Here is a 26,619-nt window from a genome sequence, read left to right as displayed (position 1 = left end):
CGCCCCACCTATAATCGCAAGTGAGGCGTGAGATTTCAGACGCAAAGGGCGCAAGCGATTTCCATCCACTCGGCTTCCAGCGGGGCGTTTCGGGAGGGGGCGGGCTTGCGAGCCCGGGTATACCAGTAGCAGGCATTGCCGTAGTCGCCTTCCTCGCGGTGGAGGTAAGCGTGGATCCACGCGCCAGCGGGCTCGGAGAGATCCTGGCAGGCATCGTGTGCCGCATCCCATTTCCCGGCGCGGGCGAGCCAGAGGGTGAGCTCGGTGGGTGTCAGGCCGACGGGAGGATTCGCGTCGTTGCGGGCGGATTCGGCGAGGGCGGTGGCGTCCATAAACGGGAATTCAACTGACAGGGCCGAAAAGGCGAGTCTGTCCTCAGGTTGGTCATGAAATTCCCGTGGCCTCGTCCTTGTGGCCGTTTGAGCGTTCATTTGAAACGGCGTTCCGCGGGGGCTTGAGCCTGTTGTAAACAGGGTGAGCGTTGCTGATCAGTACACTGGAACACACAAATTGGCTTCCAAGTACACCCTGAGTGCACGATACTCCTCCATGTGCTTCAGAAGGTCCGATTCCAGCCCGGAATTTTCAAAAATCCGGGCAATTCGGTTCTCTTGAAGCAGTAGAACCAAGTCGCAATGCAGCTAAATTCACCATTTAAATCGTTGGTAATAAGCGATTTAAAATTTTATTTCGGTAATCCTGAATTTGGTTTGACGGTGTTGGTGTACTTTGGTGAACTCTAGGGCATTCCGCGGGTGTTCCCGCCTCTTGATGTCCTCCACGTCCAAAGTCCACGAAAGTCACTTCGACTATAAGATGGACCCGAAATTTCGGGTTTCCGTCCCCGTCGAATGGCGTCCGGAGACCGAGGAGACACCGATCCGGTTGCAGCTCTCGAAGGAGCACGACCTGCAGGTGATCAAGGTCTACAGCGAGGCGGAGTTCGACCTGAAGTTCGAGCAGGTGGAGCAGAGCAATCTGACCCCTGCGAAGAAGCAGCAGATCGTCGGGCACCTGCGGATGATGTCGAAGAAGGCCAGCGTCAGCAGCCAAGGCAAGCTCACCGTCCCGAAGGACTGGAGCGAGCGAGTCGGGCTGAAGGCGGACGGTCCGGTGATCCTCGCCGGTCGTGGTCCCTTCTACATGCTCTGCACCCAGGAGACCTTCGAACGCATCACCGAGATCGAACTCGGCATGGACGACGGCGACCTCGGCGTCCTTTGACCTTCCTCCTTTCCCACAGATTTCACCCACACCCACACCGAAAGCGACAACATGCTGTTCGCCTCACCAACCCTGGCATCCGCACAAGGCGGACTCGCGGCACCCACCGCGGGAAAACGCCGGGTGTCAGGGTTGGGCTATGTTTTCCCATCGGCACGGACCGGCGCACTCGGGACAGCGCGCCCTTCCGGCCATACCTACACGGCTGTCCGCTCCGCATTCCATGGCTGGTTGGCGGAGCGGCGGCCGGAGATTTTCCAGGCTGGGCGGATGAGGTTACTCGGGACAGTACCTCCTTCGTCTCTTAGATCGGTGATCCGCGCGGCTTCTGGCTGGTTGTCCGCGCGGGTCGCCGGTGATTTTCCATCTGAAACGACGGGCGCACTCGGGACAGCGCGCCTCTCGCTTCACGCACAAACGGCTGTCCGCCCCGCATTCCATGGCTGGTTGGCGGGTCGGCGGCCGATGACTTTCCTGGCTGGGCGGAAGGGGTTTCTCGGGACAGTACCCCTTTCGCTTTTTGAACCGGTGATCCGCGCAACTTCTGGCTGGTTGTATGCGCGGATCGCCGGCGACTTTCCATCGGCACGGACCGGCGCACTCGGGACAGCGCGCCTCTCCGGCCATTCCCAAACGGCTGTCCGCCCCGCATTCCATGGCTGGTTGGCGGGGCGGCGGCCGTCGGAGGATTTCCAAACGAAGAAGACCGACGAAGCGAACGGCTATCACCTGTCCGTGCTCCCTGCCGAGACGGTGGAGTGGATGGCCGCGCAAGAGGGCAAGCTGATCATTGACGGCACCCTCGGCGGCGGCGGGCACAGCGAGGCTTTCCTGAAAGCCGGTGCCACCGTGATCGGGATCGACCGCGATCCCGAAGCGCTTGCGTTCGCGACGCAGCGGTTGGCCGCCTATGGCGAGCGCTTCCGCACCTGGCAGGGTAATTTCGCAGATCTCCGGGACATCCCCGAGGTCCGGGGGGAAAGGCGGGCCGATGGCCTGCTTTTGGACCTCGGGGTTTCCTCCCGGCAACTCGACGCCGCGGAACGGGGTTTCTCGTTCCGCGGCGCCGGCCCCCTCGACATGCGGATGGGGCCTTCCTGTCCATTCGATGCCGCGCACGTGGTCAACACGTGGGCGGAGTCGGAGCTGGTGCGCATTTTCTTTGAACTCGGTGAAGAGTCGAAAGCGCGCCGCATCGCCGCGGCCATCGTGAAACGCCGCGCCGAGCGCGAGTTCACGACTACCATCGATCTCGCGGATCATATCGAAAAGACGGTCGGTCGCGGTGGACGCATCCATCCCGCGACGAAAGCTTTCCAAGCAATCCGCATGACGGTGAACGACGAGCTTGGCTCGCTGGAGCGCGCGCTGGAAGCGTCGATCGAGGTGCTGAAGCCCGGCGGCCGTCTGTTAGTCATTACTTTCCACAGCCTGGAGGATCGCATGGTGAAGCGCTTCATGCAGCACCGCGCCAAACCCTGGCTGGACCGCCCCGACTGGCCGGCACCGCGGCCGAATCCCGAATGGTGCCTGCAGCTTCCTGTTAGAAAAGCGATCGCCGCGAGCGACGCAGAGATTCGAATCAACCCGCGGGCCCGCAGTGCGAAACTGCGGGTCGCCGAGCTTCTGGACCCTACCGCTTCACCCCAATGAACCGTCTCCGTTCCGAGCCTACCACTCACATCTCCGTTTTCATCACGCTGATTCTCGCTGCCCTGGTGGTCATCGCCGGCGGCATCATGCACGCGGTTGCGAAAAACTCGCAGGTCCAGGTGGAGCGCGAGATCGACCGTGCGCAGACGCGCATCGAGCAGACCAAGGTGAAGATCCGCATGGTCGAAGTGCGCACCGACAAGTTGCTCGACCGTTTTGAAATGAAGGAGCGGCTCAAGGAGTCCGCTTCCAGTCTCGTAGCCATCACCCCCGCCGACATCGAGGAGGTCCGGCCGCACCAACCTGCGGTCAAGACCGGCCCTGAGGTCGCCGACGTCCGAGACGACTGATGTCCAAACGCCACTTTCAGACAAGGTGTGTCTTACTGTGCTCGGTCCTGGTGACCGGGCTCAGTTTGCTTTCGGTGCGGCTGATCCAGATTCAGGTCTGGGATCGCAAGCACTACGCGAACAAGGCGCGGCAGACGTTCGAGCGGCGCGAGGTCCTGGCGGGCCTGCGCGGCACGATCGTGGACCGCAATGAAGAGGTGCTCGCCAAGAGCATGCCGGTGGCTTCGGTCTTCGTGGACCTGCAGCACCTGACGGATCCGCTGTTGATCTCCTATCCGCTGGCCTATGAGCGGGCCAGCGTGGAGCCGGGGTGGGAGCAGCTTTCGCCGCAGGATCGCAAGAGCCGCATCCTCGCCGAGCGCGGTGTGATCCTGAAGGAAGCCGAGGACATGCCGGCTGGCACCTTGGTGGAAAAGGGGATCGCCCAGGCGGTCAGCTTGCTCGCGCGGCCGCTCGGCATGAAGCGCGAGGACATGCGCGCCGAGATCAAGAAGGCCATCGCCCGCAAGTCGATGGAGTTCTGCCTGATCAAGGATCGCCCGGCGGACGACATCGAGCGCGTCCGTGAGATCATCGCCAAGCACTGGCTGGAAGGCTTCTTCCTGCGCGAGTCGTTCAAGCGTTGGTATACCTCCCCGGATCTCGCGACCCACGTCATCGGCTACACCGGTGAGATCGAGGAAGCCGACGCGAAGGGCGGGAAGATTTTCAGGCAGATCGGCAAGTTCGGCATCGAGGCCGCGCTTGAGGAGTACCTTGCCGGTTGCGATGGCTGGCAGGAGCACCGACGCGCGCCGAATGGTGCCCGTATCCCCGGTGATTCCAGCAGCCTCAAGCCACCTCGTGCCGGTCTCAATGTCGAACTGACGCTCGACATGGGCATCCAGGCCATCGTCGAGGAGGAGCTTGATGCCGGCCTCGCCGAGTGGGAAAGCCAGCGCGGCTGCATCATCGTAATGGACCCCAAGACCGGGGAAATCCTCGGGATGGCGAGCCGTCCGCACTTCAATCTCAACCAGCTCAAGGACCTCGACAAGGGAGCGGCGAATTTCGCCCTCCAGGCGATCTACGAGCCGGGTAGTACGATCAAGATTGTACCTTCTTCCGCCGCGCTCAATGAGCGACTGGTGACCCCGCAGACCTCGATCTTCTGCCACAACGGCCTCTATCAGATGGGCAAGGTGAAGGTGCCCGATCACCATCCCTACGGCTATCTGAGCGTCGAGGGCGTGCTGCAGAAATCCAGCAACATCGGCGCCTACAAGTTGGGCCTGCAGCTCGGCACCACCCGCTACTACAGCTACATGGAGAAATTCGGCTTCGGCCAGAAGAGCGGGATCCTGCTCAGTGGCGAGAGCCGCGGGATGGTCCGCAACTCCGGCAATGCCGTCGATTTCTCCCGTGCCACGTATGGCTACTCGCTGGCGGTGACGCCGCTTCAGGTGGCCTCGGCCTACTGTGCCGTGGCGAGCGATGGCAAGCTGCGCAAGCCGCACATCGTGAAGTCGGTCATCGCGAACGACGGCACCGTGGTCGAGCGCTACGAGCCCGAGGTGGTGAACGAGGTGATCCGGCCCGAGGTCGCCCGCGCGATGCGCGGCGCGCTCGAGAAGGTCGTCGATATCAAGGGCACCGCCTTGCTGGCCAAGGTCCCCGGCTACAGCGCCGCTGGCAAGACCGGCACCGCTCTGCGGATCAAGGACGGCCGCTATCAGCCTGGCCACTACACCGTCTCCTTCGCCGGCATGCTGCCTGCCAAGGATCCCGCCTTTGTTTGCGTGGTGGTGATTGACGATCCGCTCACCACCAAGGTCTCCCGCTACGGTGGCACCATTGCCGCACCGATTTTCTCCAAGGTCGGTGCCCGACTCGCCGCCCACATGAATCTCACCCCCGACCAGCCGGTGGAGGAGAAAGACAAGGACAAGCTCGCCGGAACCCAAGAACCGTGATTTTACGCGATCTCATCGCCCATCTTGACCGGCCGTTGCACGCCGGCCCCCTCGACGCCGACATCCATGCGGTGACTGCTGATTCGCGCCTTGTCGAACCGGGCGTCGTCTTCGTCGCTGTCCGCGGTGAAAGCCGCGATGGCCGCAGCTACATTCCGACGGCGATCGAGAAGGGGGCCGCGGCGATCATTTCCGATACCGCGCCCGAGTCCGATCATCCGGCGGAGATCCCTTACATCCAGACCAGCGACACGCGCCACGCGCTGGCGGCGTTTGCCCGGGTGCTGGCAGGCGAACCTTCTAAGAAGCTGCGGCTGGCCGGTGTCACTGGCACCAATGGCAAGACCACCACGGCATTCCTGATGCATCACCTGATGAAGCGTGTCTGGCATCGCGCCGGCTTGATCAGCACGGTGGTCGTCGATGACGGCGAGGAGACGAAGCCGGCGAACTTCACCACGCCGGGTCCGGTCGAACTCAATGGCCTGCTTGCCCGCATGGTCGATCACGGCTGCCGCGGTGCGGCGATGGAAGTGTCCTCGCACGGGATCGACCAGAAGCGAGTGGATGGCATTGCCTACGATGCCGCGATCTTCACGAATCTCACCCAGGACCACCTCGACTACCACGGCACGCTCGACGCGTATGCCGCGACCAAGTTCTCGTGGTTCGAGACGCTGGCAGCCAATCCGCTGGGCAAGAAGCCGGTGGCGGTGGTCAATTTCGACGACGGCTACGGCGAGAAGCTGGTGACGCTGTTAGGCGACCGGATGCCGCTGATCCGCTATGGCTTCAATGTTCACTGCGATTTCCGCGCAAACAACTTCAAGCAGAGCGCCCGCGGCATGGAGTTCGAGCTGACGGCGAAAGGGAAGTCGTATCTCGTGCGTACCCCGCTCATCGGCCGCTTCAACGTTTACAACATCCTTTCCGCGCTCGCCGCTGCAAGCGCGATGAAGATCAACCTGCGCGACGCCGTGTCCGCCATCGCCGAGGCACCCCAGGTGCCCGGTCGCATGGAGCATTGTGGCACCAAGGACGGCGTCAGCGTCTTCGTCGACTACGCCCACACGCCGGATGCAGTGACGAATGCCTGCCGCACGCTCAAGGAGCTGAATCCTAACAGGCTCATCACCGTCTTCGGCTGCGGCGGAGATCGCGACAAGACCAAGCGCCCGCTGATGGCGAAGGCTGCCGCGGAATACAGCGACGCGTGCATCATCACCTCCGATAACCCTCGTAGCGAAGATCCCGAGGCCATCCTCAAGGAGATCGAGGCCGGCATGGGCGGCGCCCGCTACAAAACGGTGGTGGATCGCGCCGAGGCGATCCGCATTGCCATCCATGCCGCCGGCCAAGGCGATATCGTGCTGATCGCCGGCAAGGGCCACGAGACCTACCAGCAGTTCGCCGACCGCACGATCGACTTCGATGACCGCCGCGAAGCGCGCCGCGCTCTTGCCGAGCGCCCCGAGCCACCTCCCCGCAAGCGATGACTCCCATTGACGCAAGCACCCTGGCCCTGCATGCCGGTGGCGTGATCGCCGCCGGACGCGGCGACGTGCTTGCGACGTCCGCTTCCACGGACACCCGCACGATTCCCGCGGGTTCGGTCTTCTTTGCCCTGCGTGGCGAGCGCTTCGATGCAAACGACTTCGCCTGCCAGGCGATGGCAGCCGGTGCTTCCATCGTCGTGGTCGAGCGTTGGGGAGGGGAGTGCCCGGAGAACGCGGCCGTGATCCGCGTGCCGGACAGCCTCGCAGCACTCCAGCGTTTCGCCGCCTGGTATCGCCGCCAGCGCGAGCTTCCGGTGGTCGGCATCACGGGGTCGAATGGCAAGACCAGCACCAAGGATTTCACCACCGCCGTACTGGGCCGCGCTTTCAATGTCTGCGCCACCCGCGGCAACCTGAACAATCACATCGGCGTGCCGCTCAGCGTGCTTTCGTTGGAGGAAAGCCACGGTGCGGCGGTCTTCGAGATGGGGATGAATCATCCCGGCGAGATTGCGCCGCTGTGTGAGATCGCGCGGCCGACCCTGGGGATCATCACCAACATCGGCACCGCCCACATCGAGTATATGGGCAGCCGAGACTCGATCGCGGAAGAAAAGGGTGCGCTCGCCCGCAGCTTGCCGGAAGACGGTGCGCTGTTCGTGCCCGCCGGCTGCGATTTCCACGACTACTTCAAACGTCGTACCAAGGCGCGTGTCATCGCGGTGGGCAACGGCCGCGGAGTGATCCGTGCGGAGAATCTCGTCACTTCGGAAAGCGGCTCGAGCTTCACGCTGGAGATCGATGGCAAGCCTGCCGCCGAAGTGGATCTGCCGGTCGCCGGTCGCCACATGGTCACGAATGCGTTGCTTGCCGCGGGTGCCGGATGGTTTCTCGGCATCGCGCCGGAAGAGATTGCCGCGGGGCTTTCCAATACCACGCTCACCAGCGGCCGGCTGCGTCGCTTCACCAGCGGTGGTGTGGTGATCTTCGACGATACCTACAACGCCAATCCCGAGTCGATGGCTGCGGCGATCGACACCCTTGCCGAAACGCCGGTGCGCAATGGCACTGGCAGGCGCATTGCGGTGCTCGGTCGCATGGGCGAACTCGGTAGCCACGGTCCGGAGGCCCATCTCAAGGTCGGTCGTCTGGCGGCCGGGCGCGGGCTCACCGTGGTGACCGTCGGCCCCGGCTCCGAAGGCATCGCCGAAGGCGCGGGCAACGCCGAACATTTTTCCGATCAAGCCGAAGCCGCTGCGTGGCTCGCCCGTCATGCGACTGCCGGCGATGTCGTCCTTTTCAAAGCCAGCCGCAGCGCCGCGATGGAGCGGGTGATGCAGCAGGCCTTTCCGACCCAAGACTAACTCATGCTTTACTGGATCTACGAATGGTGGAAGGCCGCGTTCGAGGCGGAGAAGGGGAGAGGTGTCCAGGAGTGGGCACACACCTTCTCATTCCTCAATCTGCTCGGCTACATCACCTTTCGTGCTGCGCTCGGGTGCGTGCTGGCTTTCTTGCTTAGCATTTTCGCCGGGCCGCGGGTGATCCGCCGGTTGATCTCGCTGAAAGTCGGCCAGCCGATCCGCACCGCGGAGGAAGTCCATAAGCTCGCCGAGTTGCATGGTGGCAAGGTCGGGACGCCCACGATGGGCGGCGTGCTAATCATCGGGTCGGTATTGATCTCGGTCCTCGTCTGCGCCCAGCCGCTCAATCCCTTCGTGGCCGTCTGCTCCTGCACGATGGCGGCGCTCGGGCTGCTCGGCTTCTGCGACGACTACAAGAAGGTGAAACAGAAGAAGTCGGATGGCGTCAGCGCACGGACCAAGCTCTTCTGGCAGCTCGTCGTGGCCCTCGTCGCCGCGTGCTTCATCTATTTCAAGAAGGAGATCAGCGGCTATGGTGCGTCGCCGGACGAACTCGCGAAGAACCTGGCCGGCTTCCGCCTCGGCGACCAATCCATCAGCATCGGGACGATTTGCTTCCCGCTTTTCAAGACGGGCATCATCGACCTCGGCTTCCTGGTCATTCCTTTCTTCGCCGCGATCATTATCGGCTGCTCGAATGCGGTGAATCTGACCGACGGTCTCGATGGCCTCGCCACCGGTTGCACGATCACGGTGGCGCTCGCCTACGCCAGCCTCGCCTACCTCGCCGGGCACTTTTACATGGCTGCCGAGTACCTCGTCGTTCCCTACAACCGCTATATCGGGGAACTCGCGGTGCTGTTGCTCGCCTTGGCCGGCGCGGGCTTCGGTTTTCTATGGTTCAATTGCCACCCGGCGAAGGTCTTCATGGGTGATACCGGTTCGCTGGCCATCGGCGGTGCGCTCGGGACCGCGGCCATCTGCGTGAAGCAGGAACTGCTGCTCGTCATCATCGGCGGTGTCTTCGTGATGGAGGCCATGTCGGTAATGCTGCAGGTCGGCAGCTTCAAGCTCCGCAGGAAGCGCATCTTCGCGATGGCGCCCATTCACCACCACTTCGAACTTCGCGGCTGGCATGAGAGCCAGGTGATCATCCGCTTCTGGATCATCTCCATCATGCTCGCGCTGTTCGGACTCGCCCTGCTCAAGATCGCCTGATGACCCTGTCTGGAAAATCCGTCGTCGTTCTCGGTGCCGGCCGTAGTGGCCGCGCTGCTGCCGCGCTCGCCCTGCGCGAGGGTGCGGAAGTCCACGTCCACGACGCCGCCTTCTCGATCGAAGGCATGCCTGCCGGCGTGCACGTTCATCCCGGTGCCTCGGTGGAAAAGGGCGGCGCGGTGAAGTGCGAACTGCTCGTCATCAGCCCGGGCATCGACACCTACGGCCCGCTCGTCGCCGCCTACTCGGCTGGCGCTGCCGAGACGATCGGCGAGACCGAATTCGGCTACCGCTACTACGAAGGTCGTATCATCGGTATCACCGGTACCAATGGCAAGACGACCACCACCGAGCTGGTCGAGCGTATCCTCAAGGCCGGCGGCTACGATGCCGCGCCCTGTGGCAACTACGGCCACCCACTGTGCGAGATCGTGCTGCGCGAGCCGATGCCGAATGCTGTGTCGCTCGAGCTCAGCTCGTTCCAGCTCGAAACGATCCACGACTTCCGCCCGGACGTTTCGATCTGGCTGAATTTCGCGCCTGATCACATGGACCGCTATCCGACGGTCCAAGCTTACTTCGATGCGAAGTTCCGCATCTTCATGAATCAAAACGCGGACGACACGGCCATCGTCCGCACCGGTGAGAACCTGCCGGGCATCAAGCCAAAGGTAGTCACCTTCTCCACCGAGGATCCGCAGGCCGACTGGTTCTCCGATGGTCGTCGTATTTCTCGCCGCGGGGTGGAAGTGCTCGATCTGGAGGTGAGCACCCGCATGCGCGGCCTGCACAATGCGGAGAACGCGATGGCCGCCATCGCCGCCTGCGAGGCGATCGGCATCTCGCTCGAAGCCGCGCGCACCGCGCTCGATGGCTATGCTCCACCGCTGCATCGTTGCGAACTGGTGCGCACGCTCGATGGCGTCGAATATCTCAACGATTCCAAGGCTACCAACTTGCATGCGTTGGAAAGCGCGCTACGATCGCAAACGCGTCCGGTGGTCCTCATCGCCGGCGGGAAGGAAAAGGGCCTCGACTACGCACCGGTGGTGCCGCTGTTAGGTAAGAAGGCGGTGGCTGCCGTGACCTACGGCCAGATCGCCGCACCGCTTGCTGCCATTTTCTCTTCCGCCGTCCCGGTGGAGCAGGTGACCACGCTGACCGAGGCGGTGGAAGCCGCCCGCAAGCTCGCCCCGCGTGGGGGCACCATCCTGCTTTCCCCCGGCACATCCTCATTCGATCAATTCTCCGGCTATGAGCAGCGCGGGGATGTCTTTCGTGAACTTGTTCTCAACCTTCGCTGATTCGCACCCATGAAATTCTCCGATCTTTCCGTGAAGCGCCGTCCGGCAAAGAAGCCGGCCTTCCGCAAGCTTTTCGCCAACGTCCGCCGCAAGCAGCAGAACGTCGCCGTCGCTGCGCCGATGCCGGAAGAAGGTGACGTGCCGAACCTTGGCATCGCCCGTGCACTGGTGGTCATCCTGATCATCCACGTCGTCGCCATCGCCGGTATCTTCGCCCACAGCAAGTGGTTTGAGAAGGACGCCACCGTTGCCAAGAACGCGATGGTCATCGAGCCGGCCACCCCATTGCGCGATGCGGGCGAGCCGCTGCCGAAGATCGACAAGAGCGACGAGCCGTATCAGCCGAAGGCTGGCGAAACGTATGCCTCGATCGCCCGCGACAAGGGGGTGAGCGAGCAGTTGCTGCGCGAGGCGAACAACAACGTCGAAATCCGCCCGAGCCGCATCCTTCGCATCCCGCCGCAGACGATCGAGGCGTTGGAGCCGGAGGAACTCGTCCGCGCCCGTAGTGGCAGCGTGCCGCTTGAGACCGCCGATGCCGGGCCGAACGAGGAAGCCGCACCGGCACCGACTCCCGTCCCAATGGATGACATCCGCAACGCACCGATGGTTGAGACCGCCGCCGCGACCAACGGCACGGTCTTCAAGCCGCGCGTCAATCGCGGAGCCGGCACGCAAACGGTCTCCACGCCGGCCACGCAGCAGAACCTGCCCGCCTCCAATCGCAAGTACACCGTCAAGTCTGGCGATACCTTCTGGAAGATCGCCCAAGCTCATAAGACCACCCCGGATGTGGTCATGAAGACCAACGGCATTTCCGACCCGCGCAAGCTCAAGCCCGGCATGCAACTGATGGTCCCGTAGTTCGCCGGCCCCTGAAATCGCCGGCCCCCCTCCATGAATCGCAGCGCCTCCATTCTCCTCTGCACCGCCGTAGCCGCGCTCGTGGCGCTCGGGCTGGTGATGCTCACCAGCACCGGAGCCTGGGTGAAAAGCGCGGCGACGCCGTATGCCTTCGTCATCGACCAATCGAAGTATGCAGTGATCGGTCTCATAGGTGCCGTGATTGCATCACGGCTCGATCCGATCTGGCTGCGCCGTGGCTGGCCATGGGCACTCGGCCTTGTCTGCGTGCTGCTGGTGCTCTGCTTCGTTCCCGGCGTCGCCCGGCCTGAGCTCGGTGCGAATCGCTGGATTTACTTCCCCGGCATCGGCCGCTTCCAGCCCTCCGAGTTGGCGAAGGTGGTAGCGCTCATTGCGATGGCCGGCTGGTTTGCCCGCTGGCAGACGGAGGTGCACACCTTTTGGCGCGGTTTTATTCTGCCCGGCATGCTGATTGGCTTGCCCACCGGCTTGATCGCGATCGAGACCGACGTGGGCTCGGCGCTGGCGCTCTCCGTCGCGGCGGGTGCGCTGTTCTTCTGCGTGGGCACGCGGTTGCTCTATCTGGTGCCCACCGCACTCACCGGCATGATCGGTGCCTCGTGGTACATCTGGTCGGACCCGGTGCGGCGGACCCGTATCGAGGCGTGGCTTGATCTCGAAGCCCACCAGCAGGGAAAGGGCCAGCAGCAGTGGCGCGCCTTGCTCGCCTTCGGCAATGGCGGTCCCGATGGCGTCGGCCTCGGGAATGGCTCGGAGAAATTCGGCACGCTGACCTACGCTTACAGCGACTTCATCTTCCCGGTGGTGGGTGAAGAACTGGGCCTCGCGTTTACGCTGGGGACCGTCTTGTGCTATGTGTTCATCGCGGTCTGCGGCTGCTCGATCGCGATCCGCGCCTCGAATCTCTTCGACCGCTGCCTTGCGCTTGGAATGACCTGTGTGCTGGCGGTGCCCGCAATCGTGAACATCGCTGTGACGACGGCCGCGCTGCCGAACGACGGCCTGCCGCTGCCCTTCGTGAGCCACGGCGGCACCAGCCTGATGATCTGCCTCGGCGCGGTGGGGCTGCTTTGCGGGATCCATCGCCGCTCGTACGTCATGCACGAGAGCGCCGAGCCGGTGGTGGGTGCGAAGGTGTATGCGGTGAAGCTGTGAGGGCCTTGGCTGTCGATCGTCTCACTCGTTGTTCCCTTCTGCCCACGTCTTCGCCGCGGCTTCCATGTCCTCTTGTGACACATCTCGGACGTGGCTGGCGAGGGTCCAGCGGTAGCCGAAGGGATCGTTCAACTTGCCGCTGCGGTCGCCCCAGAACATGTCGGTCGGTGGTTGCACCGCCGTGGCACCGGCGGCGACGGCTTGCTCGAATGCGGCATCGACGTCGGTCACGTAGATCATGAAGGAGCCGCCCTTTCCAAGTTCCGGAGCGATCGCGCCGTAGTCGGGGTATTCGTCGGAGATCATGATCCGCGAATCGCCGATGGTGAACTCGGCATGCATGATTTTGCCGGAGGGCTCCGGCATGCGGAAGACCTCCACTGCGCCAAAGGCACGGACGTAGAAATCCAGCGCTGCCGCGCCATCGCGGACGGTGAGGGATGGGGTGACGGAGTGGTAGCCCTGGGGAGTGGTACTCATGGTGGTACCCTATCTGCCAAAGCGGGAGGTATTTGGCGAGAATGGAACTCGCACTCTCGGGTTCAGTCGATGAACCCATTCTCGATCATCGACGTGATTTCCTGCGCGGTCAGCGCGCGGGTGAGGAGTGAGAATTCATCGATGCGGCCGTTGAAGTTGCGAACCACCCGGCTGACGGGGGAGGCGGGGCTGGCGGCATCGAAGTTGCCGAGGTTGGCCATGCCGAGTTGCACCGGCACGCGGCGCTTCAACTCGGCGGCGGCGACCTGCGCGCCGTTGACGAAGTGGCCCATCACGCCCCTTTCTCCATCGATCACCGTGGCGAGATGAATCCAGTGGCCAAAGTTCCTCGGGGTGACCACCGGCGGACTTTCGAGGCGTTCCCATGAGCTGTGGGCGAGCTCGGGCGCGGCGCGCAGGCCGAGCAGCAGGCGGCCGGATTGGTCGAGCTTCCAGTGGACTTCGCCGACCTTGTCGGGAGCCATCGAAAGCAGCGCATTGTGGTCGAGCGGCAAGCTGTCGACGCGGACCCAGGCCATGAGGGTCAGCGAGGGGCTGGTGCCCTCCGCGAGGAAGCGGACGCGGTCGCTGGTCTTGGCGAAACCGAGCGCCGATTTCCCGTCCCAGCGTCCTGGCAGCATTTCGCAGCCGATGATGGTGCCGTTAGAGTTTTCGCCTGCTCCTGCGGCGCGGTTGCGCAGGATCATGGCGGCGGGATCGAGATCTTCGAAATCGAAGAGAACGCGTAAGCCCGGTGTCTCGCGGAAGGCTTGCGAAGCGGTGCGCCAGTTCTCCCGCTGCACTTCATTCTCGCGTGCGGCTGCTTGCAGCAGTCTGGTGGGATCGGCGAAGGAACCGCGGTTCGCGGCAATGGCTTCCGACTTCCCTTGCCGGATCGCAACGGCATGGCCTTCGAAAAGCTCGCGAGCGGTGGCTTCGGGCACGTCACCCTGGAGCTCCACTTCACCGTCGAAGACATGGACCTCGCAATCGTTCGCGCCGGTCACGCTCATGCCGAACTCAGTGCCACGGTCGACGACGCGGAGGTTGGCATTCAACACGGTGAAGCCCTCGGCTGGAGGCGGGACCTTCGCGGTGAGCTTGCCGTTTTCGAGGCGGGCCAGATCGGGCGAAATCAATTCGAGGGATGCCGGTCCCTCCAGCACCACGCGGGCACCGCTGTAGAAGTCGAGTTGCAGGGTTCCCTTGCGGATCTTGAGCAGACCCTTCGGCAGCGCCGAGCCGGGTGCGAAGGACGGGCCGTCCCACTCGACATCGATGGCGCGGTCGAGCAGGGCGACCTCTTCGCGCGCCGTTTCAACTTGCGCGATTCCTTTGGTCTCGGGTGGCTCGCCGGAGCGCAACAACCACCAGCCGAGGGTCACGCAGGCGGCCAAGCCTGCGGCGATCCAAGCGCGGCGGGCGAACGGGAGCACGTTCTTTTCCGGCGGCGTCACTTGGTCTAACAGCGATGCTCCACCCGCTTGCAAGGCCTGCTCGCGCAGCAGCCCGTGCCACTCGGCGTGCTCCAGGAAAAGCTGCCGCGCCTTCGATGATGACAGCAGCATCGCCTCCAGCTCGCGCTTCTCCTCCGCGGTCAATTCGCGGTCGAAGTGGGCGGAGATCAGGCGCTCGAGTCGGGCTTCGTCGAACATCGTGTTAAGAGGGAGTGGCGGCCATCTTGCGCTGCACGCAGTCGCGGAGGAAAGCGCGCGCGCGGGAAAGAGTCACGTTCACCGACTGCACGGTGCAGCCCATCAGGTCCGCGATCTGTGGTGGCAGGTGCTCATTGTGGTAGCGGAAGTCGATGGACCGGCGCGCCTGCGGGGCGAGTTGATCGAGGCAAGTGCGCAGCAGCGCGAGCCGCTCGTCGGAGTCGGCCCGCAATTCGCGAGGCTCGGTGCCGAGTGCTTGCAGGACCTCCTCCGAAAGGCTTTCGAAGCGCCGTGCGCGGATCGCCTCCAGCGCCTTGAAGCGTGCGATGGTCTTCACCCACGCCGCGAAACTGGTGCCGATCTCGAATGTCGCCGCCTTGCGCGTGACGGTGAGGAAGGTCTCCTGCATCACATCATCCGCCTGCGAGAAATCCGGGATCATCGAGAGGATGAAGCCACGCACCGCCGGCTGATACTGCAGGAATAGCCCCTGCACCTGGGCGGTGTGGGCTTCCTCGGGAGTGGGCGCGTCGTCGTGCATCGGTTCCTGTCACAGGTAGAATGACCGATCCCGCCACGGAATTAGCATCCGGGGAAATATTTTTTCAGGCCCGTGCTAAGTCCGCCGGGCTTCCGGGCATCCAAGCGATGAACCCCGGGGTCCCCGCTGGTGATCTTCCACCGCTTCCGATCATGAAAAACCCAATGCATGGCCTGCTTGCAGGCTTCCTAGTTATCACGGTCCCCGCGCATGGCGCGGAGCTGGCCTACGAGTCCTTTGACTACAGTGCCTCCGTGCCTCTGACGACCCTTGCGGGCGGCAGTGGCTGGTGGGAGGCGTGGTTTGAGGATGGAGCGCCTGTTGCCACCGGCAGCGACGGCCTGACCTACACCGATGGCTTCGGCAACGTGCTCGATGTGGCCGGCAAATGCGCCGACACCACCGGCACCGCAACCACCCGCAGCCTGCGGGATCTCAGCGGCGGGCTGTTGAACGACGTGTGGATCTCATTCCTCTGGCAGCTCCCCACGTCCAACAGCAAGTTCGAGGGGGTTTCATTCTATCGCGGCCTGCAGCAGGCATTCTCGATCAGCAATCCGAGCACGACGACGACCTCGCGTATTTTACTGACAAACAACCTTTTCGCCAACACCGGCTCCGATACGCAGAAGGGATTGTTTGGCACGACCCACTTCATCGTGCTGAGGCTGACCAAAGGCGGCGGGACTGGTGGTGCCGACCGCATCGAGGCGTTCATCGATCCGTTGTTTTCCGGCAATCCGTCGTCGCCCGACGCGGTGGTCAATGGCACGAACTTCGACTTCGACCGGGTGCGTCTCGCCGGTTCGGACGGCAGTCCCTTGCTGGTGGACGAGTTGCGCATCGGCACTTCGTATGCGGACGTTTCCCCCCATGATGCGGTGCCAGTGGCAGACGCCGATGGGGATGGCTTGAGCGACGCGCAGGAGGCCGTGCTCGGGCTGGATCCGAACGTTTCCAACGCGGCGCTGGTTGCCGCGATCCAGGCGCATCCCGACTGGTTCGACCTTTATAATTCCGCCGGCATCCTGTCGCTGGGTAATGGCGGCGTGGTGCTGGCGCAGACGGGCAATGAGCCGGTGAACTTCGTCTTCGAGGTCCAGCACAGCGACAACCTGAACTCGTGGCCAGTGCTTGAAACCTTCAACCGCCAGGTGGTGCTTCCGGAAGGGAAGAACTTCCTGCGGGTCACCCTTGAAAACCGCTGACGCCATGAAACTCGCGATCTTGTTTTCCGCCGCGCTGTTGGCAGGCGGCATCGCATCGGCCGAAGTGTTGATGCATGAGCCATTCGACTATTCCGCCGGTGATCTGACCGGAGGCAATGGCGGCAGCGGCTGGTCCGGGGCATGGACGGAGAGCGGCAACTCCACGGTCGTGACCGGAGCCGGGCTGTCCTTCACGGATTCGTTCGGCAACGTGCTGCACACTTCCGGTGGCGCGGTGAATACCGCCGATGGTGGCGCGGTCACCACGATCAGCGCCCGCGAGGTGGCTGACCGCAATGCGGAGACCTGGATCTCCGTCTTGATCCAACAGCAAAATGACATCAACAGTTTCGTCGGCGTGTCGTTTTATGACCAAAGCCTGGATCAGGCGAACGCACGCTTCGCCATCGAGCATGCGACGGGGAAGAATCTCCGTCTCGTCCGCCGGGTAGCTCCGGTGGTGAATGCCGCGGCCTTCACGACCACGGTCGGAACTACGGTGTTTGCAGTACTACATCTGGTCCCTGGCGGCGGGGCCGGGGCCACGCCCGACCGGATCGATGTGTATTCCAATCCGCGGCTCGACGAGATCCCGGCTTCGCCGCAAGCCTCGGTGCAGATCAGTGGACTGCAATTCGACCGCGTGCGGCTTGCCGGGGCGGCCGGCCGCGCGATGTTGGTGGACGAGCTGCGCATCGGTGAAAGCTTCGCCGATGTGACGCCGTACACCCCACCGCCCGATCCGGACACGGATGGCGACGGTCTTCTGGACTCGCAGGAAGTTGTGCTGGGACTCGACCCGAACGTCTCCAATGCCGCCTTCATCGCGGCACTGCGGGCGAATGCGGGCTGGGTCGCCCTGCACACGACCGACGAGATTGATGGTGTCTCCCTCGGAAGGGTGATGCTATCGCCGAACGGACCTGCAAATTTCGACTATTCCTTTGAGATTTTGGACCGCCAAGGCCTGACTCTTGAAACGATCACCCGGTCGCTGCCGTTGTCCGGGGACAAGCAATTTTTCCGCCTCAACCTCGACACGCCTTGAACCGATTTCTCTTCTTCGCCGCCTCGCTGGCGATTCCCGCGTTTGCCGCGCCTGTCCCTTATGACGTCGTGGTCTATGGCGGCACCTCCGGCGGAGTGATCGCCGCAGTGCAGGTGGCGAAGTCGGGTCGCTCGGTGGTGCTGGTTTCGCCGACCGCGCACCTCGGGGGGCTCACGACCAGCGGGCTGGGCTGGACGGATCTCGGCGAGAGTTCGATTCTTGGCGGGCTGAGCCGCGAGTTTTACCACCGCGTCTATCAGCACTATCAGCCGGCGGGGGCATGGAATTGGCAATCGCGTCCCAGTTTCGGCAATGCCGGCCAAGGTGGGCCAGCTTTCAATGACACCACGCAGATCGCTTCGGTCTTCGAGCCGAAGGTGGCGGAGGCGATCTTCACCGCGATGCTTGCCGAGGAAGAAGTGCCGGTGATCACGGGTAGATTGGACCTCGACGATGGCGTGGTGATGAGCGGCGGAAAGATCGACCGGTTGAAGCTGGAAGACGGCCGCGAGTTCTCCGGCAAGATGTTCATCGACGCCAGTTACGAAGGCGACCTGCTGCCGGGTGCGGGCGTGACCTTCACCATCGGCCGCGAGGCGAATGCGACGCACGGGGAAACCTACAATGGCATCCAGGCGGCGCGGGCTACCAAGAACCAGCTTCGCGACGGCATCGATCCCTATGTGGTGCCGGGAAATGCGGCGAGCGGGCTGCTGCCCGGCGTGAATGCCGATGTGGGCGGCGTGGACGGAAGCAGCGATGCGCGCTTGCAGGCCTATTGCTTCCGCATGGTACTCACGGATGTGGCTGCGAACCGGGTGGCGATTGCCCAGCCGCCGGGATACAACGAGGCGGACTATGAGCTGCTCTTCCGCTCGATCGAGGCGGGGCAGACGACGGACTTCTTCAAGTTCGACCTGATGCCGAATCGCAAGACCGACTCGAACAACCGGGGTGGTATCTCCACCGACTTCATCGGAAAGAACTATGGACCCGGCTGGAATTGGGCGACGCTCGATCACGACGAACGCCTCGCACTCGCGAAGCAGCACGAGAACTGGCAGCGCGGGCTCGTCTGGACGCTGCAGAATCACTCGCGGGTTCCGGCTTCGATCCGCAATGCCCATGCCGCCTGGGGACTGCCCGCCGATGAGTTCACCGACAATGGCAACTGGCCGTGGCAGCTCTATGTCCGCGAGGCGCGACGCATGGTCTCCGACTACGTGATGAGGCAGGCCCACTGCAGTGGGGAAGTGGTCGCGCCAGATTCCGTCGGTCTGGCCGCCTACGCGATGGATTCGCATCACGTGCAGCGCCACGTGAAGGACGGCAAGGTGAAGAACGAGGGCGACGTGCAGATGCCGGTGGGAAATCCCTATCCGGTGTCCTATCGCTCGATCGTGCCGAAGGCCGGCGAGTGCCCGAACCTGCTGGTTCCCTGGAGTATTTCCGCGAGTCACATGGCCTTCGGGTCGATCCGCATGGAGCCGGTCTTCATGATCCTGGCGCAGTCCGCGGCGATCGCTGCCGATCTCGCGCTCGATGGCAATCTCTCCGTGCAGCAGGTGCCGTATGCGCAGCTCCGCCCGGTCTTGCTGGCTGCCGGTCAGGCGCTTGGCGAGCCGACCGCGGGCTTGCCCACGTCGGCGGTCGATAACTCCGATAGCGCGCTGGTCACCACTACCGGTGCGTGGATCTCGGGAAATTCTTCCTCTGGTTTCGTGGGAAGCGATTACCTGCACAATGACAACGCCGGCCAAGGCTCCAAGCAGGTCGCCTTTGCGGTGCCGGCCGGTGTCACCGGCACGCAGCGGGTCTTCCTGCGCTGGACCTCGCACACCAACCGTGCTTCGAACGTTCCCGTGGTGATCCAACATGCCGGAGGAAGTACGACGGTCATGGTAGATCAGAAGTCAAACGGCGGGAGATGGAACTTGCTGGGCATCTTCAGCGGTATCCAGCAGGTGACCGTGAAGACCACCGGGGTGAACGGCTACGTCATCGCCGATGCGGTTGGATTTTCTGCCGTGACGGCAGCCGACGACAGCGATGACGATGGCATGAGCGACCTGCGCGAGATCGAGCTGGGGCTGGATGCCATGGCGTCGAACGCGCCCTTCATCGAGGCGGTGAAGTATCATCCGGATTACTTCGGCCTTCACTCCGAGAATGAGATCCACGACCTGCGCGTGGCGCGGCCGGGCTATGGCGGGAGCCCGGCCGGTTTTCGATTTTCGCTCGAAGGAAAGACCACGGTGTCAACCTGGGACGTCTTCGAGGACTTTGAATTCGTGATGCCTCCCACCGGGCCGCGGGAGTTTTTTCGCGTGGCCTTGCGGACGGAGCCGGCCGGGTTCGTTTCGGCGCTCGCCGCCGGGCTTGCGCGAAAGGTGGTGGTGTATGGCACCAGCCTCACCGCGAATGGCGCGTGGGTCGGCCAGATGACATCGTGGCTGACGGCGACCTACCCGGGCCAGCTCACCGTGATCAACAGCGGCCTGAGCGGAAAGAACTCCGCGGAAGGAGTCGCGCAGCTCCAGGCCAAGGTCCTCGCTCACGATCCCGATGCGGTCTTCATCGAGTTCGCGATGAACGATGCGTTTCTCTACAGCGACGGCACGCCGCAACTGAGCGTCGAGCAGGCGCGGGCGAACCTGAACACGATGATCGATTCGATCCTCGCGCAGAACCCGCCAGCCGAGATCATCCTGCAGACGATGAATACGGTCTGGAACTCGCCCAACGGCAGCAACCAGTCCGCCACGCTGCGCCCGAACCTAGCCGCCTACTACGAGATGTATCGTAGCGTCGCCGCCGCGCGCGGTCTAATGCTCATCGATCATCAGCCGAACTGGGCGGCACTGCAGCAGGGCGACCTTGCCGCCTTCAAAGCCTGGGTGCCGGACGGTGTTCATCCGGTGGCCCAAGGTCTCGGCAAGGTCGTCCTGCCGCTGCTGAAGTGGAAGCTGACGGGTGGTCAGTGAATGATGGTGACCGGCGTGCCGACCCTGATGCTGTCGAAGAGAACCGGTGCAAGTTCCTTGGGCAGGCGGATGCAGCCGTGGGAGGCGGCTTCGCCGGGCTTCGGGATGACGCCAGCGTGCATGCCGATGCCGTAGCTGGTGAGCCGCATCCAGTAGGGCATTGGTGCGGGAACGTATCGCTCGCCCTCCGGCACGCGGGTGCCTGGAGTCGCGTCGCCATTGGTGACATTGCCCCACTCGTCTTCGAGCCAGCCGTAGCGGTTCGAGTATTTGTCCACGATCTTTTCGGTGATGCGGTAGGTGCCGCCGGGCGTGCCGTGGCCCTCCTTGCCCGTGGCCACGTAGGACCAGCCGATGTCCCGGCCGCCGCGGGTGTAAAAGGCGCGCTGCTCGGAGAGGACGATGCGGATCTTGACCTCGCCAGGCCCCCTGTCGTCGTACCACTGGTAGAGGACGTGCTCGGCCTTTTGAGCTCCGTCGAGCGAGCCTTTATTGATAATATTGACGGGGCCGCAGGCCACAAGGGTGAGGCCGGCGGTGGTGGTCGCGATGCGGGACAGCTGCGAAGTGATCATGCTGGGGACGGGAGAGGCCAAGACTGTTAGCACGGATTGCGCCGGTGGCCAAGTCCTTCGGAAAGCCGAAAAAAGGGGGGCCTTAGGGAGATGCTGCCTTGGCCATCCCGAGCAGGAGGCCGGAGCAGACCACGGAAAAGGCAAACAGGGAGATTCCCGCCACGACCGGCATTGAGCGCCGCACCCGGGGAATCAGGAACGCCAGCGAGACGAGAGGGGCCGCGAACAGAAGCCAGTAGACCCACCAGTAGGGGCCATTCAGGCGGAGATTCGTGGCTTCTGCCGTGTAAATGGCCCCGCTGTAGCGGGCGACGAACAGCTCCATGGCGATGACGTAGCCCCAGATCAGGGAGGTAACCGCCTGCAGAATCAGGACGGGGGAGAGGAGGCGGACTGCGGCGGCATCCTCGATCCTGCGGAAAATCCATAGCAGCGAGACGCCAGCGAGGATCCACAGCAGGCCGCTCTGGATGAAACCGACGATGGACCAGGCATCCATGGCCGCTCAATCAATCGACATACTCCACCCGGCAATCGCTGGTTTCCAGCAGGGCGTCGCGACCGACCAGCGACGGGTCATTGGCGTGGACGATGCGGACGCGGAGGAACTGGAGATCCCGGGTGCCGGCCGTTTCCCAGTCGAAGAAGGAGACGAGCCGCAGGTCCACGGCGGAGGCCTCCAAGAGCGTGACCGGGTGGTCCCAGGTGCCGGCGGCCGGGATGTCCGTCGAGACCAGCGCCGAGGTCTGCGCCGCAGCCGGGTAGACGCGGTAGCGGTTGAGCACCTCGCCCTCGGTGGTCGCCGGAACGGCTGCGGCATCCGGAGGCAGGGGATACATGACCAGCGCGCGGAACAGGGTCGCCAAGTCATCCGGCGATGGCGCGTCGCCGAGTTGATGGCCGGCGTGACGGAATTGCTGAATGCGGTCGGTGAGGTCGATGGGCATGCTTTCCGCCATGCTGGGGGAAAGGCCGGCCGGATGTCGAGAACGCGCGATGACTCCACGAAAAAGCGGCCGGGAGACGGGCTCCCGGCCGCTTGGAATCGTTTCAGACCAATTGGATCAGGCCTCCGGCTTGGCGGTGAGGTCGAGGCGGATCACCACTTCGTCGCGGATCAGGTCCTCGGCCTTGCCGGGATAGACGATGCCGAAGTCCTTCCGCTTGATGTCGAACTCGGCCTTGATGGTCACGGTATCCGTGCCTTGGGTGACGGTGGCCGGGAAGCTGATGTTCTTGGTCACGCCATGGAGGGTGAAGTTTCCGGCCACGGTGTAGCTGCCGCTGTCACCGGGCTTGATTTCGGTCACGTCGAAGGTGCTCTCCTTGAACTTCTCCACGTCGAAGAAATCCGGGGACTTGAGGTGAGTAGTGAGCTTCTCGGCGTCGGACCAGGTGGACGCCATGTCGATGACGACCTTGTGGTCGTTGCCGACAGGCTTGCCGTCCTTCACGGTGAAGTGACCGGTGAAGGTCTTGAAGGCACCGTCGTGCTTGCCGGTGACCTTGGAGCCGGTGAATTCGATCTTCGAATCCGGCGTGAAGACGTATTTCGTGCCGGCGGCGGTGTCGGTGGTCTTCTCGACCTTGTCTTTCACGGCGGCGTCGGAGGTCTTATCGGCCGGATTTTCGCAAGAGACGAGGCTCAGGGCGAAGAGGGCGGCGGGAAGGGTCAGGATGTCGATTTTCATGGTCAGAGATGTCAGGTGTTAGATTGGAGATGGCAGATTCTAGATGGTGGATGGTAGATCGTCGGATGATTTTCACGCTCCGAGGTCGAAGAGCAGGGCTTCGACCGGTTCGGAGCCGGCAGTGACGGTGTAGTCGGCGGCGCGCTCGCTGGAGGCGGCATCGCCGGGAAAAATTCCCGCGCCGTTCAGCTCGGCTTCGCCGCGGATGAGGTGGAGCCACAGGCCGCGACCGGGCGAGAGGGCGTGGGTGACGGTTTCGCCGGGCTGGAGCTTGAGGCGGTAGATGTCGGCATCCTGGGCGATGGTGGCGGAACTGTCGCGGCCATCGGGCGAGACGACGAGCACTTTGGATGCCGCTTCTTGCTCCGGCGTGGGGGTCCACTCGGTGTAGCGGGGTGTCAGGCCGCGCTGGCGGGGCAGGATCCAGATCTGGAGCAGGTGGGCGGTTTCGCTGGCGGAGGGATTGAACTCCGAGTGGGTGACGCCGCTGCCGGCGCTCATGAGCTGGATTTGGCCGGGCGTGAGCGTGCGGGCATTTCCCATGCTGTCCTGGTGGGCGAGGCTGCCTTCCAGGATGTAGGAGAAGATCTCCATGTCCCGGTGCGGGTGGGTCGGGAAGCCCCCGCCCGGGGCGACGCGGTCGTCATTGATGACCCGCAGCGAGCGGAAGCCCATGTGTGCGGGATCGTAGTAATCCGCGAAAGAGAAGGTGAAGCGGCTGTCGAGCCAGCCGTGGTCGACGTGACCGCGCTCGCCGGAGCGGCGGATGGTGAGGCCGGTGTCTGTGTTCGTTTCCGTGTTCGCTTTCGTTTTCACATCGCCATCCTGCCATGGTTTTGGCGGGCGGCTAATGCCGTGTCGGCAGGCTGAGCATGCGGGGAGGGGGCGCCCCGGTGGGCGATAGGACTTATAAGACCTATGGGACCTATCGCCCTGCCTTGCAAGCCGCTCAACCGGTTGTGCGCAACCCGGAGGCGATCGCGTTGATGGAGAGGAGCATCTTCGGGAACATGGCTTCGGCCTCGGCTTCCTTTTCGTCTGCGACGAGGCCGCGCCATTCGCGGAGGATGGCGATTTGCTGGCGGTGGAGGGTCTTCAGCGGGGCCTCGCGGATTGCCAGGGTCTTGGCCATGCGGGGGCGGCGGGCATCGAGGTGGCCGTCGTAGAGGCTCTCTAATAAATTCCGCGTGCGGTGGAACTCCGCGACGATGAGGTCCATGAACTTCTTGCGCAGCGCGGCGTCCTCGACCAGCGCGGCATACTCATGCATGAGGTCGAGATTGGCGGAGGCGAGGTTGGTTTCCACGTTGGTAAAGACGTAGCCGAGGAAGGTGGAGTGCCGGAGGGCGTCCTTGAGCGCCTGGAACTCTCCGGGTGTGGTGGTTTGCAGGGCTTCCAGCGCGGAGCCGACACCGAACCAGCCGGGCAGGTAGAAGCGCGCCTGGGTCCATGAGAAGACCCATGGGATGGCACGCAGGTCGGCGATGGAGTGGCCTTTCTTGCCGGTGCGCCGCGCGGGGCGGGAGCCGATGCGCGAATTTTCCAACGCATCGATGGGCGTGGCCTGACGATAGAACTCGATGAAGCCCTCGGTGCGGAGGAGCGACTGGTAAGCTTGCTGGCTCTTCTCCGCGAGGAAGGGAAGGAAGGGTTCTGCGGGATCCGCCTTGGGCTCGGTGTGACGGTGGGTCGCGGTGGTGATCGCGGCACCGGCGAGCAACAGCTCCAGATTGTAGGTGGCGTTTGCGAGGTTCGCGTATTTCTGGGCGATCGTTTCGCCCTGCTCGGTCATGCGGAACTCGCCGCTCATCGCGCCGTGGGGCAGGGCGGCCATGAACCAATGGGTCGGTCCCGCACCGCGGGAAATGGTGCCGCCGCGGCCGTGGAAGAAGCACAGCTTCACGCCGTGGTCATTGCCGGTCTTGGTCAGAGCTTCCTGCCCGCGGTGGAGTGCCCATTGGGCGGCGAGGATGCCGCAGTCCTTGTTAGAGTCGGAATAGCCAAGCATCACCTGCTGGCTGGGCTTGCCGGTGCCGGCGCGCTCGGCATTGGTGCGTTGCGTGATCGGGTGATCGAGGAAGGGGCCGAGGATGCCGGGCGAGCGGTCGAGATCGTCCATGGTCTCGAACAGGGGCACCACTTCGAGCGCGCACCACGAGCCCTCGGCATCGTGCTCCATCAGGCCGGCCTCGCGGGCGAGCAGGAACACGCCGAGCAGGTCGGAAAGCTGGCGGGTCATCGAGACGATCAGCGCGCCGAGGCCGGCATCGCCCCACTCGGCGCGATGCTTCACCAGCACACGGTAGGTATCGAGCACGAGGTCCGCCTCGCCGCCGATGCGTGCGGTATCGTGCAGGAAGGGGCGCGGCGATTTGAGTTCTTCCTGGAGGAAAGCCAGGCGCTTTTCCTCCGGCCAGGTCGCATAGCTGTCGCCTTCCGGAATGCCGGCGGTGGCAAGCAGCAGGGAGATCGCCTTGTCGTGGAATTCTGAGTTCTGCCGGACGTCCAGCAATGCGAGGTGGAAGCCGAAGATGTCCAGCTTCTGCCGCAGCGGGCGGATGATCTGTTCGTCGATCAGAGCGCAGCCGGCACCGCGGATGCCATTGGCTAACAGCTCGAGGTCGGCATCGAGTTCGTTCGGCGTCTTGTAGCCCTCCTTGCCATGGACCTGTCGTTGCAATCTCGCGGCGATCAAGCCGCAGAGGTGGCGCCATGGCTCCTCGTGATGGCGGTCGTGGAGGTCATTGGCGATTTCCTCCTCGCCGAGAGCGAAGGTCATCTCGTCGATCCGGCGTTCCAAGGAATCCGGGATCTCATTGAGCTGGCGGGAGAGGGTAAGCTGGCCGGCGGTTTGATCGACCTCCCGCTTGAGGAGCTGGAAGGCCGCGCGGCGCATCATCTCCAGCGCCTTCGTGGTGACTTCCGGTGTGACCAGCGGGTGGCCGTCGCGGTCGCCGCCGATCCATGAGCCGAAGGACAGCCGCGGGATATTCCCGGCGGCGCGGAGCATTTCCAGCGGGAAGCCGGCACCGCGCCATGCCTCGGTGAAGTGGAGGTCGAGGCGGTTGAGCGCGGACGGGAACAGGTCGCGCAAGTAGTGGATGGCGTCCCGCAGCTCGCGGAAAATGTCCGGCCGGACGAGGTGGATTTCGCCGGTGCGCCACAGCGTTTCCAAGGCGGTCACGATGCGCTCGCGGATGCGGTGGCGCTCGCGGTCGGTGTATTTCGGGTACTCGTTGCGGACGAGTTCCTCGTAGAGCGCGCGGTGGCGCTCGCGGACCGAGGCGCGCTTCGCCTCGGTCGGGTGGGCGGTCAGGACGGGCTGGACGTCCACGTCAGCCAGCACTTCGAGGATTTCCTTTGGCCCCAGGCCGAGTGCCGTCATGTCGCGGAGGGCGCGCGGCCAGAGTCCGCGGATCGAGTCGGGGCCGATTACTTTTTCGCGCTCGCGGCGGATCGCCGCGGCGACGCGTTCCTCGACCATGTTCAGGAGCTGGAAACCGATCGAGTAGAGCTGCTGGGTGCCCTCCGGCGGGTGTTGGTCGGGCACGGTGCCGGACCAGGGCAGGTAGGGGAGCAGGGCCTCCTCGCCCAGGCTCTTCAAGGCATCCCCCAGGCAGCCGATCAGGAAGGCGAGGGTGTCATCGATTAGTTCGAAGCCTTCAAGGCGGAGCTGTTCGCGGGTCGGCTGGGGTTCGGTCATCGGCGCGGCCAGTGAAGCAGCCGGGATGCCGGGGCGGGAAGCTGAATGCGTGGCAGGGCCGTGACAGCCCGCCGTTTCGGGAAAAAGGCGGGGGCAGATGACACGGATTGTGAGGGAATTTCCCGTCTCACCG

23 protein-coding genes are annotated in these 26,619 nt (G+C 63.7%); 13 read left to right on the top strand and 10 right to left on the bottom strand.

Annotated features, from left to right (window positions below):
- Positions 1-35: 35 nt before the first annotated feature.
- The gene (locus OKA05_RS26415; RefSeq protein ID WP_264490224.1) at positions 36-332 is read right to left on the bottom strand and encodes a hypothetical protein; all 297 of its coding nucleotides are present in this window, start codon (positions 330-332) and stop codon (positions 36-38) included.
- Between the two features lie 484 nt (positions 333-816).
- On the opposite strand from OKA05_RS26415, the gene OKA05_RS26410 reads away from it, so the two are divergent.
- The 10 genes from OKA05_RS26410 to OKA05_RS26365 all read left to right on the top strand — a co-directional run bounded on the left by OKA05_RS26410 (position 817) and on the right by OKA05_RS26365 (position 12,601).
- Entirely contained in the window at positions 817-1,224 is a 408-nt protein-coding gene (locus OKA05_RS26410; RefSeq protein ID WP_264490223.1) for a division/cell wall cluster transcriptional repressor MraZ, read from the top strand.
- Positions 1,225-1,752: 528 nt separating this feature from the next.
- Positions 1,753-2,877, top strand: a complete 1,125-nt coding sequence (gene rsmH / locus OKA05_RS26405; protein ID WP_264490222.1) for a 16S rRNA (cytosine(1402)-N(4))-methyltransferase RsmH — start codon at positions 1,753-1,755, stop codon at positions 2,875-2,877.
- Complete coding sequence (locus tag OKA05_RS26400) at positions 2,874-3,227, top strand: hypothetical protein (RefSeq protein ID WP_264490221.1); 354 nt, start codon at positions 2,874-2,876, stop codon at positions 3,225-3,227. Before rsmH ends, OKA05_RS26400 begins: the two co-directional genes overlap by 4 nt.
- Before the next feature lie 50 nt (positions 3,228-3,277).
- Complete coding sequence (locus OKA05_RS26395) at positions 3,278-5,179, top strand: peptidoglycan D,D-transpeptidase FtsI family protein (RefSeq protein WP_264490220.1); 1,902 nt, start codon at positions 3,278-3,280, stop codon at positions 5,177-5,179.
- A complete protein-coding gene (locus OKA05_RS26390; RefSeq protein WP_264490219.1) occupies positions 5,176-6,675 on the top strand; it encodes a UDP-N-acetylmuramoyl-L-alanyl-D-glutamate--2,6-diaminopimelate ligase in 1,500 nt (499 codons plus the stop codon). Before OKA05_RS26395 ends, OKA05_RS26390 begins: the two co-directional genes overlap by 4 nt.
- Positions 6,672-8,039, top strand: coding sequence for a UDP-N-acetylmuramoyl-tripeptide--D-alanyl-D-alanine ligase (locus tag OKA05_RS26385; RefSeq protein WP_264490218.1), 1,368 nt, complete (start codon positions 6,672-6,674; stop codon positions 8,037-8,039). The genes OKA05_RS26390 and OKA05_RS26385 overlap by 4 nt, the downstream gene beginning before the upstream one ends.
- Positions 8,040-8,042: 3 nt before the next feature.
- Positions 8,043-9,257: a phospho-N-acetylmuramoyl-pentapeptide-transferase gene (gene mraY, locus OKA05_RS26380; protein ID WP_264490217.1), complete on the top strand. Its 1,215-nt coding sequence runs from the start codon at positions 8,043-8,045 to the stop codon at positions 9,255-9,257.
- Positions 9,257-10,561, top strand: a complete 1,305-nt coding sequence (murD, locus tag OKA05_RS26375; RefSeq protein WP_264490216.1) for a UDP-N-acetylmuramoyl-L-alanine--D-glutamate ligase — start codon at positions 9,257-9,259, stop codon at positions 10,559-10,561. Before mraY ends, murD begins: the two co-directional genes overlap by 1 nt.
- A 9-nt stretch (positions 10,562-10,570) precedes the next feature.
- Positions 10,571-11,425 carry a LysM peptidoglycan-binding domain-containing protein gene (locus OKA05_RS26370; protein WP_264490215.1) on the top strand — a complete coding sequence of 285 codons (855 nt, stop codon included), beginning with the start codon at positions 10,571-10,573 and terminating at the stop codon, positions 11,423-11,425.
- A 33-nt stretch (positions 11,426-11,458) separates the two neighbouring features.
- Entirely contained in the window at positions 11,459-12,601 is a 1,143-nt protein-coding gene (locus OKA05_RS26365; RefSeq protein WP_264490214.1) for an FtsW/RodA/SpoVE family cell cycle protein, read from the top strand.
- Positions 12,602-12,622: 21 nt separating this feature from the next.
- Here the strand turns inward: OKA05_RS26365 and OKA05_RS26360 are convergent, their stop codons facing one another.
- The 3 genes from OKA05_RS26360 to OKA05_RS26350 form a co-directional block, all read right to left on the bottom strand.
- Positions 12,623-13,081: a VOC family protein gene (locus tag OKA05_RS26360; RefSeq protein ID WP_264490213.1), complete on the bottom strand. Its 459-nt coding sequence runs from the start codon at positions 13,079-13,081 to the stop codon at positions 12,623-12,625.
- 62 nt (positions 13,082-13,143) lie between these two features.
- Positions 13,144-14,736 carry a LamG-like jellyroll fold domain-containing protein gene (locus OKA05_RS26355; RefSeq protein ID WP_264490212.1) on the bottom strand — a complete coding sequence of 531 codons (1,593 nt, stop codon included), beginning with the start codon at positions 14,734-14,736 and terminating at the stop codon, positions 13,144-13,146.
- Between the two features lie 4 nt (positions 14,737-14,740).
- Positions 14,741-15,277 carry a sigma-70 family RNA polymerase sigma factor gene (locus OKA05_RS26350; protein WP_264490211.1) on the bottom strand — a complete coding sequence of 179 codons (537 nt, stop codon included), beginning with the start codon at positions 15,275-15,277 and terminating at the stop codon, positions 14,741-14,743.
- Between the two features lie 152 nt (positions 15,278-15,429).
- Between OKA05_RS26350 and OKA05_RS26345 the strand changes: the two genes are divergently transcribed.
- From OKA05_RS26345 to OKA05_RS26335, 3 genes are read left to right on the top strand one after another with little or no spacing between them, the layout of a single operon-like run.
- Positions 15,430-16,485 (top strand): thrombospondin type 3 repeat-containing protein, encoded by a 1,056-nt coding sequence (locus tag OKA05_RS26345; RefSeq protein ID WP_264490210.1) that lies wholly within the window; start codon positions 15,430-15,432, stop codon positions 16,483-16,485.
- A 4-nt stretch (positions 16,486-16,489) separates the two neighbouring features.
- Positions 16,490-17,533, top strand: a complete 1,044-nt coding sequence (locus OKA05_RS26340) for a hypothetical protein (protein ID WP_264490209.1) — start codon at positions 16,490-16,492, stop codon at positions 17,531-17,533.
- The gene (locus OKA05_RS26335; protein WP_264490208.1) at positions 17,530-20,517 is read left to right on the top strand and encodes an FAD-dependent oxidoreductase; all 2,988 of its coding nucleotides are present in this window, start codon (positions 17,530-17,532) and stop codon (positions 20,515-20,517) included. The genes OKA05_RS26340 and OKA05_RS26335 overlap by 4 nt, the downstream gene beginning before the upstream one ends.
- Here OKA05_RS26335 and OKA05_RS26330 read toward each other — a convergent pair.
- The 6 genes from OKA05_RS26330 to OKA05_RS26305 all read right to left on the bottom strand — a co-directional run bounded on the left by OKA05_RS26330 (position 20,511) and on the right by OKA05_RS26305 (position 26,486).
- Positions 20,511-21,092: a L,D-transpeptidase family protein gene (locus OKA05_RS26330; protein ID WP_264490207.1), complete on the bottom strand. Its 582-nt coding sequence runs from the start codon at positions 21,090-21,092 to the stop codon at positions 20,511-20,513. The genes OKA05_RS26335 and OKA05_RS26330 overlap by 7 nt on opposite strands.
- An 82-nt stretch (positions 21,093-21,174) precedes the next feature.
- Positions 21,175-21,591, bottom strand: a complete 417-nt coding sequence (locus tag OKA05_RS26325) for a hypothetical protein (protein ID WP_264490206.1) — start codon at positions 21,589-21,591, stop codon at positions 21,175-21,177.
- Between the two features lie 10 nt (positions 21,592-21,601).
- Entirely contained in the window at positions 21,602-22,039 is a 438-nt protein-coding gene (locus OKA05_RS26320; RefSeq protein ID WP_264490205.1) for a hypothetical protein, read from the bottom strand.
- Positions 22,040-22,156: 117 nt separating this feature from the next.
- Positions 22,157-22,783 (bottom strand): YceI family protein, encoded by a 627-nt coding sequence (locus tag OKA05_RS26315; RefSeq protein ID WP_264490204.1) that lies wholly within the window; start codon positions 22,781-22,783, stop codon positions 22,157-22,159.
- A gap of 72 nt (positions 22,784-22,855) precedes the next feature.
- Positions 22,856-23,599, bottom strand: a complete 744-nt coding sequence (locus OKA05_RS26310; protein ID WP_264490203.1) for a pirin family protein — start codon at positions 23,597-23,599, stop codon at positions 22,856-22,858.
- A gap of 133 nt (positions 23,600-23,732) precedes the next feature.
- The gene (locus OKA05_RS26305; RefSeq protein ID WP_264490202.1) at positions 23,733-26,486 is read right to left on the bottom strand and encodes a phosphoenolpyruvate carboxylase; all 2,754 of its coding nucleotides are present in this window, start codon (positions 26,484-26,486) and stop codon (positions 23,733-23,735) included.
- Between the last annotated feature and the right edge of the window lie 133 nt (positions 26,487-26,619).

Source organism: Luteolibacter arcticus, assembly GCF_025950235.1.
In the GTDB taxonomy this organism is placed as follows: domain Bacteria; phylum Verrucomicrobiota; class Verrucomicrobiia; order Verrucomicrobiales; family Akkermansiaceae; genus Haloferula; species Haloferula arctica.
The sequence above is the reverse complement of the archived record's forward strand: the minus strand, read 5'-3'. Positions and strand labels throughout refer to the sequence as shown.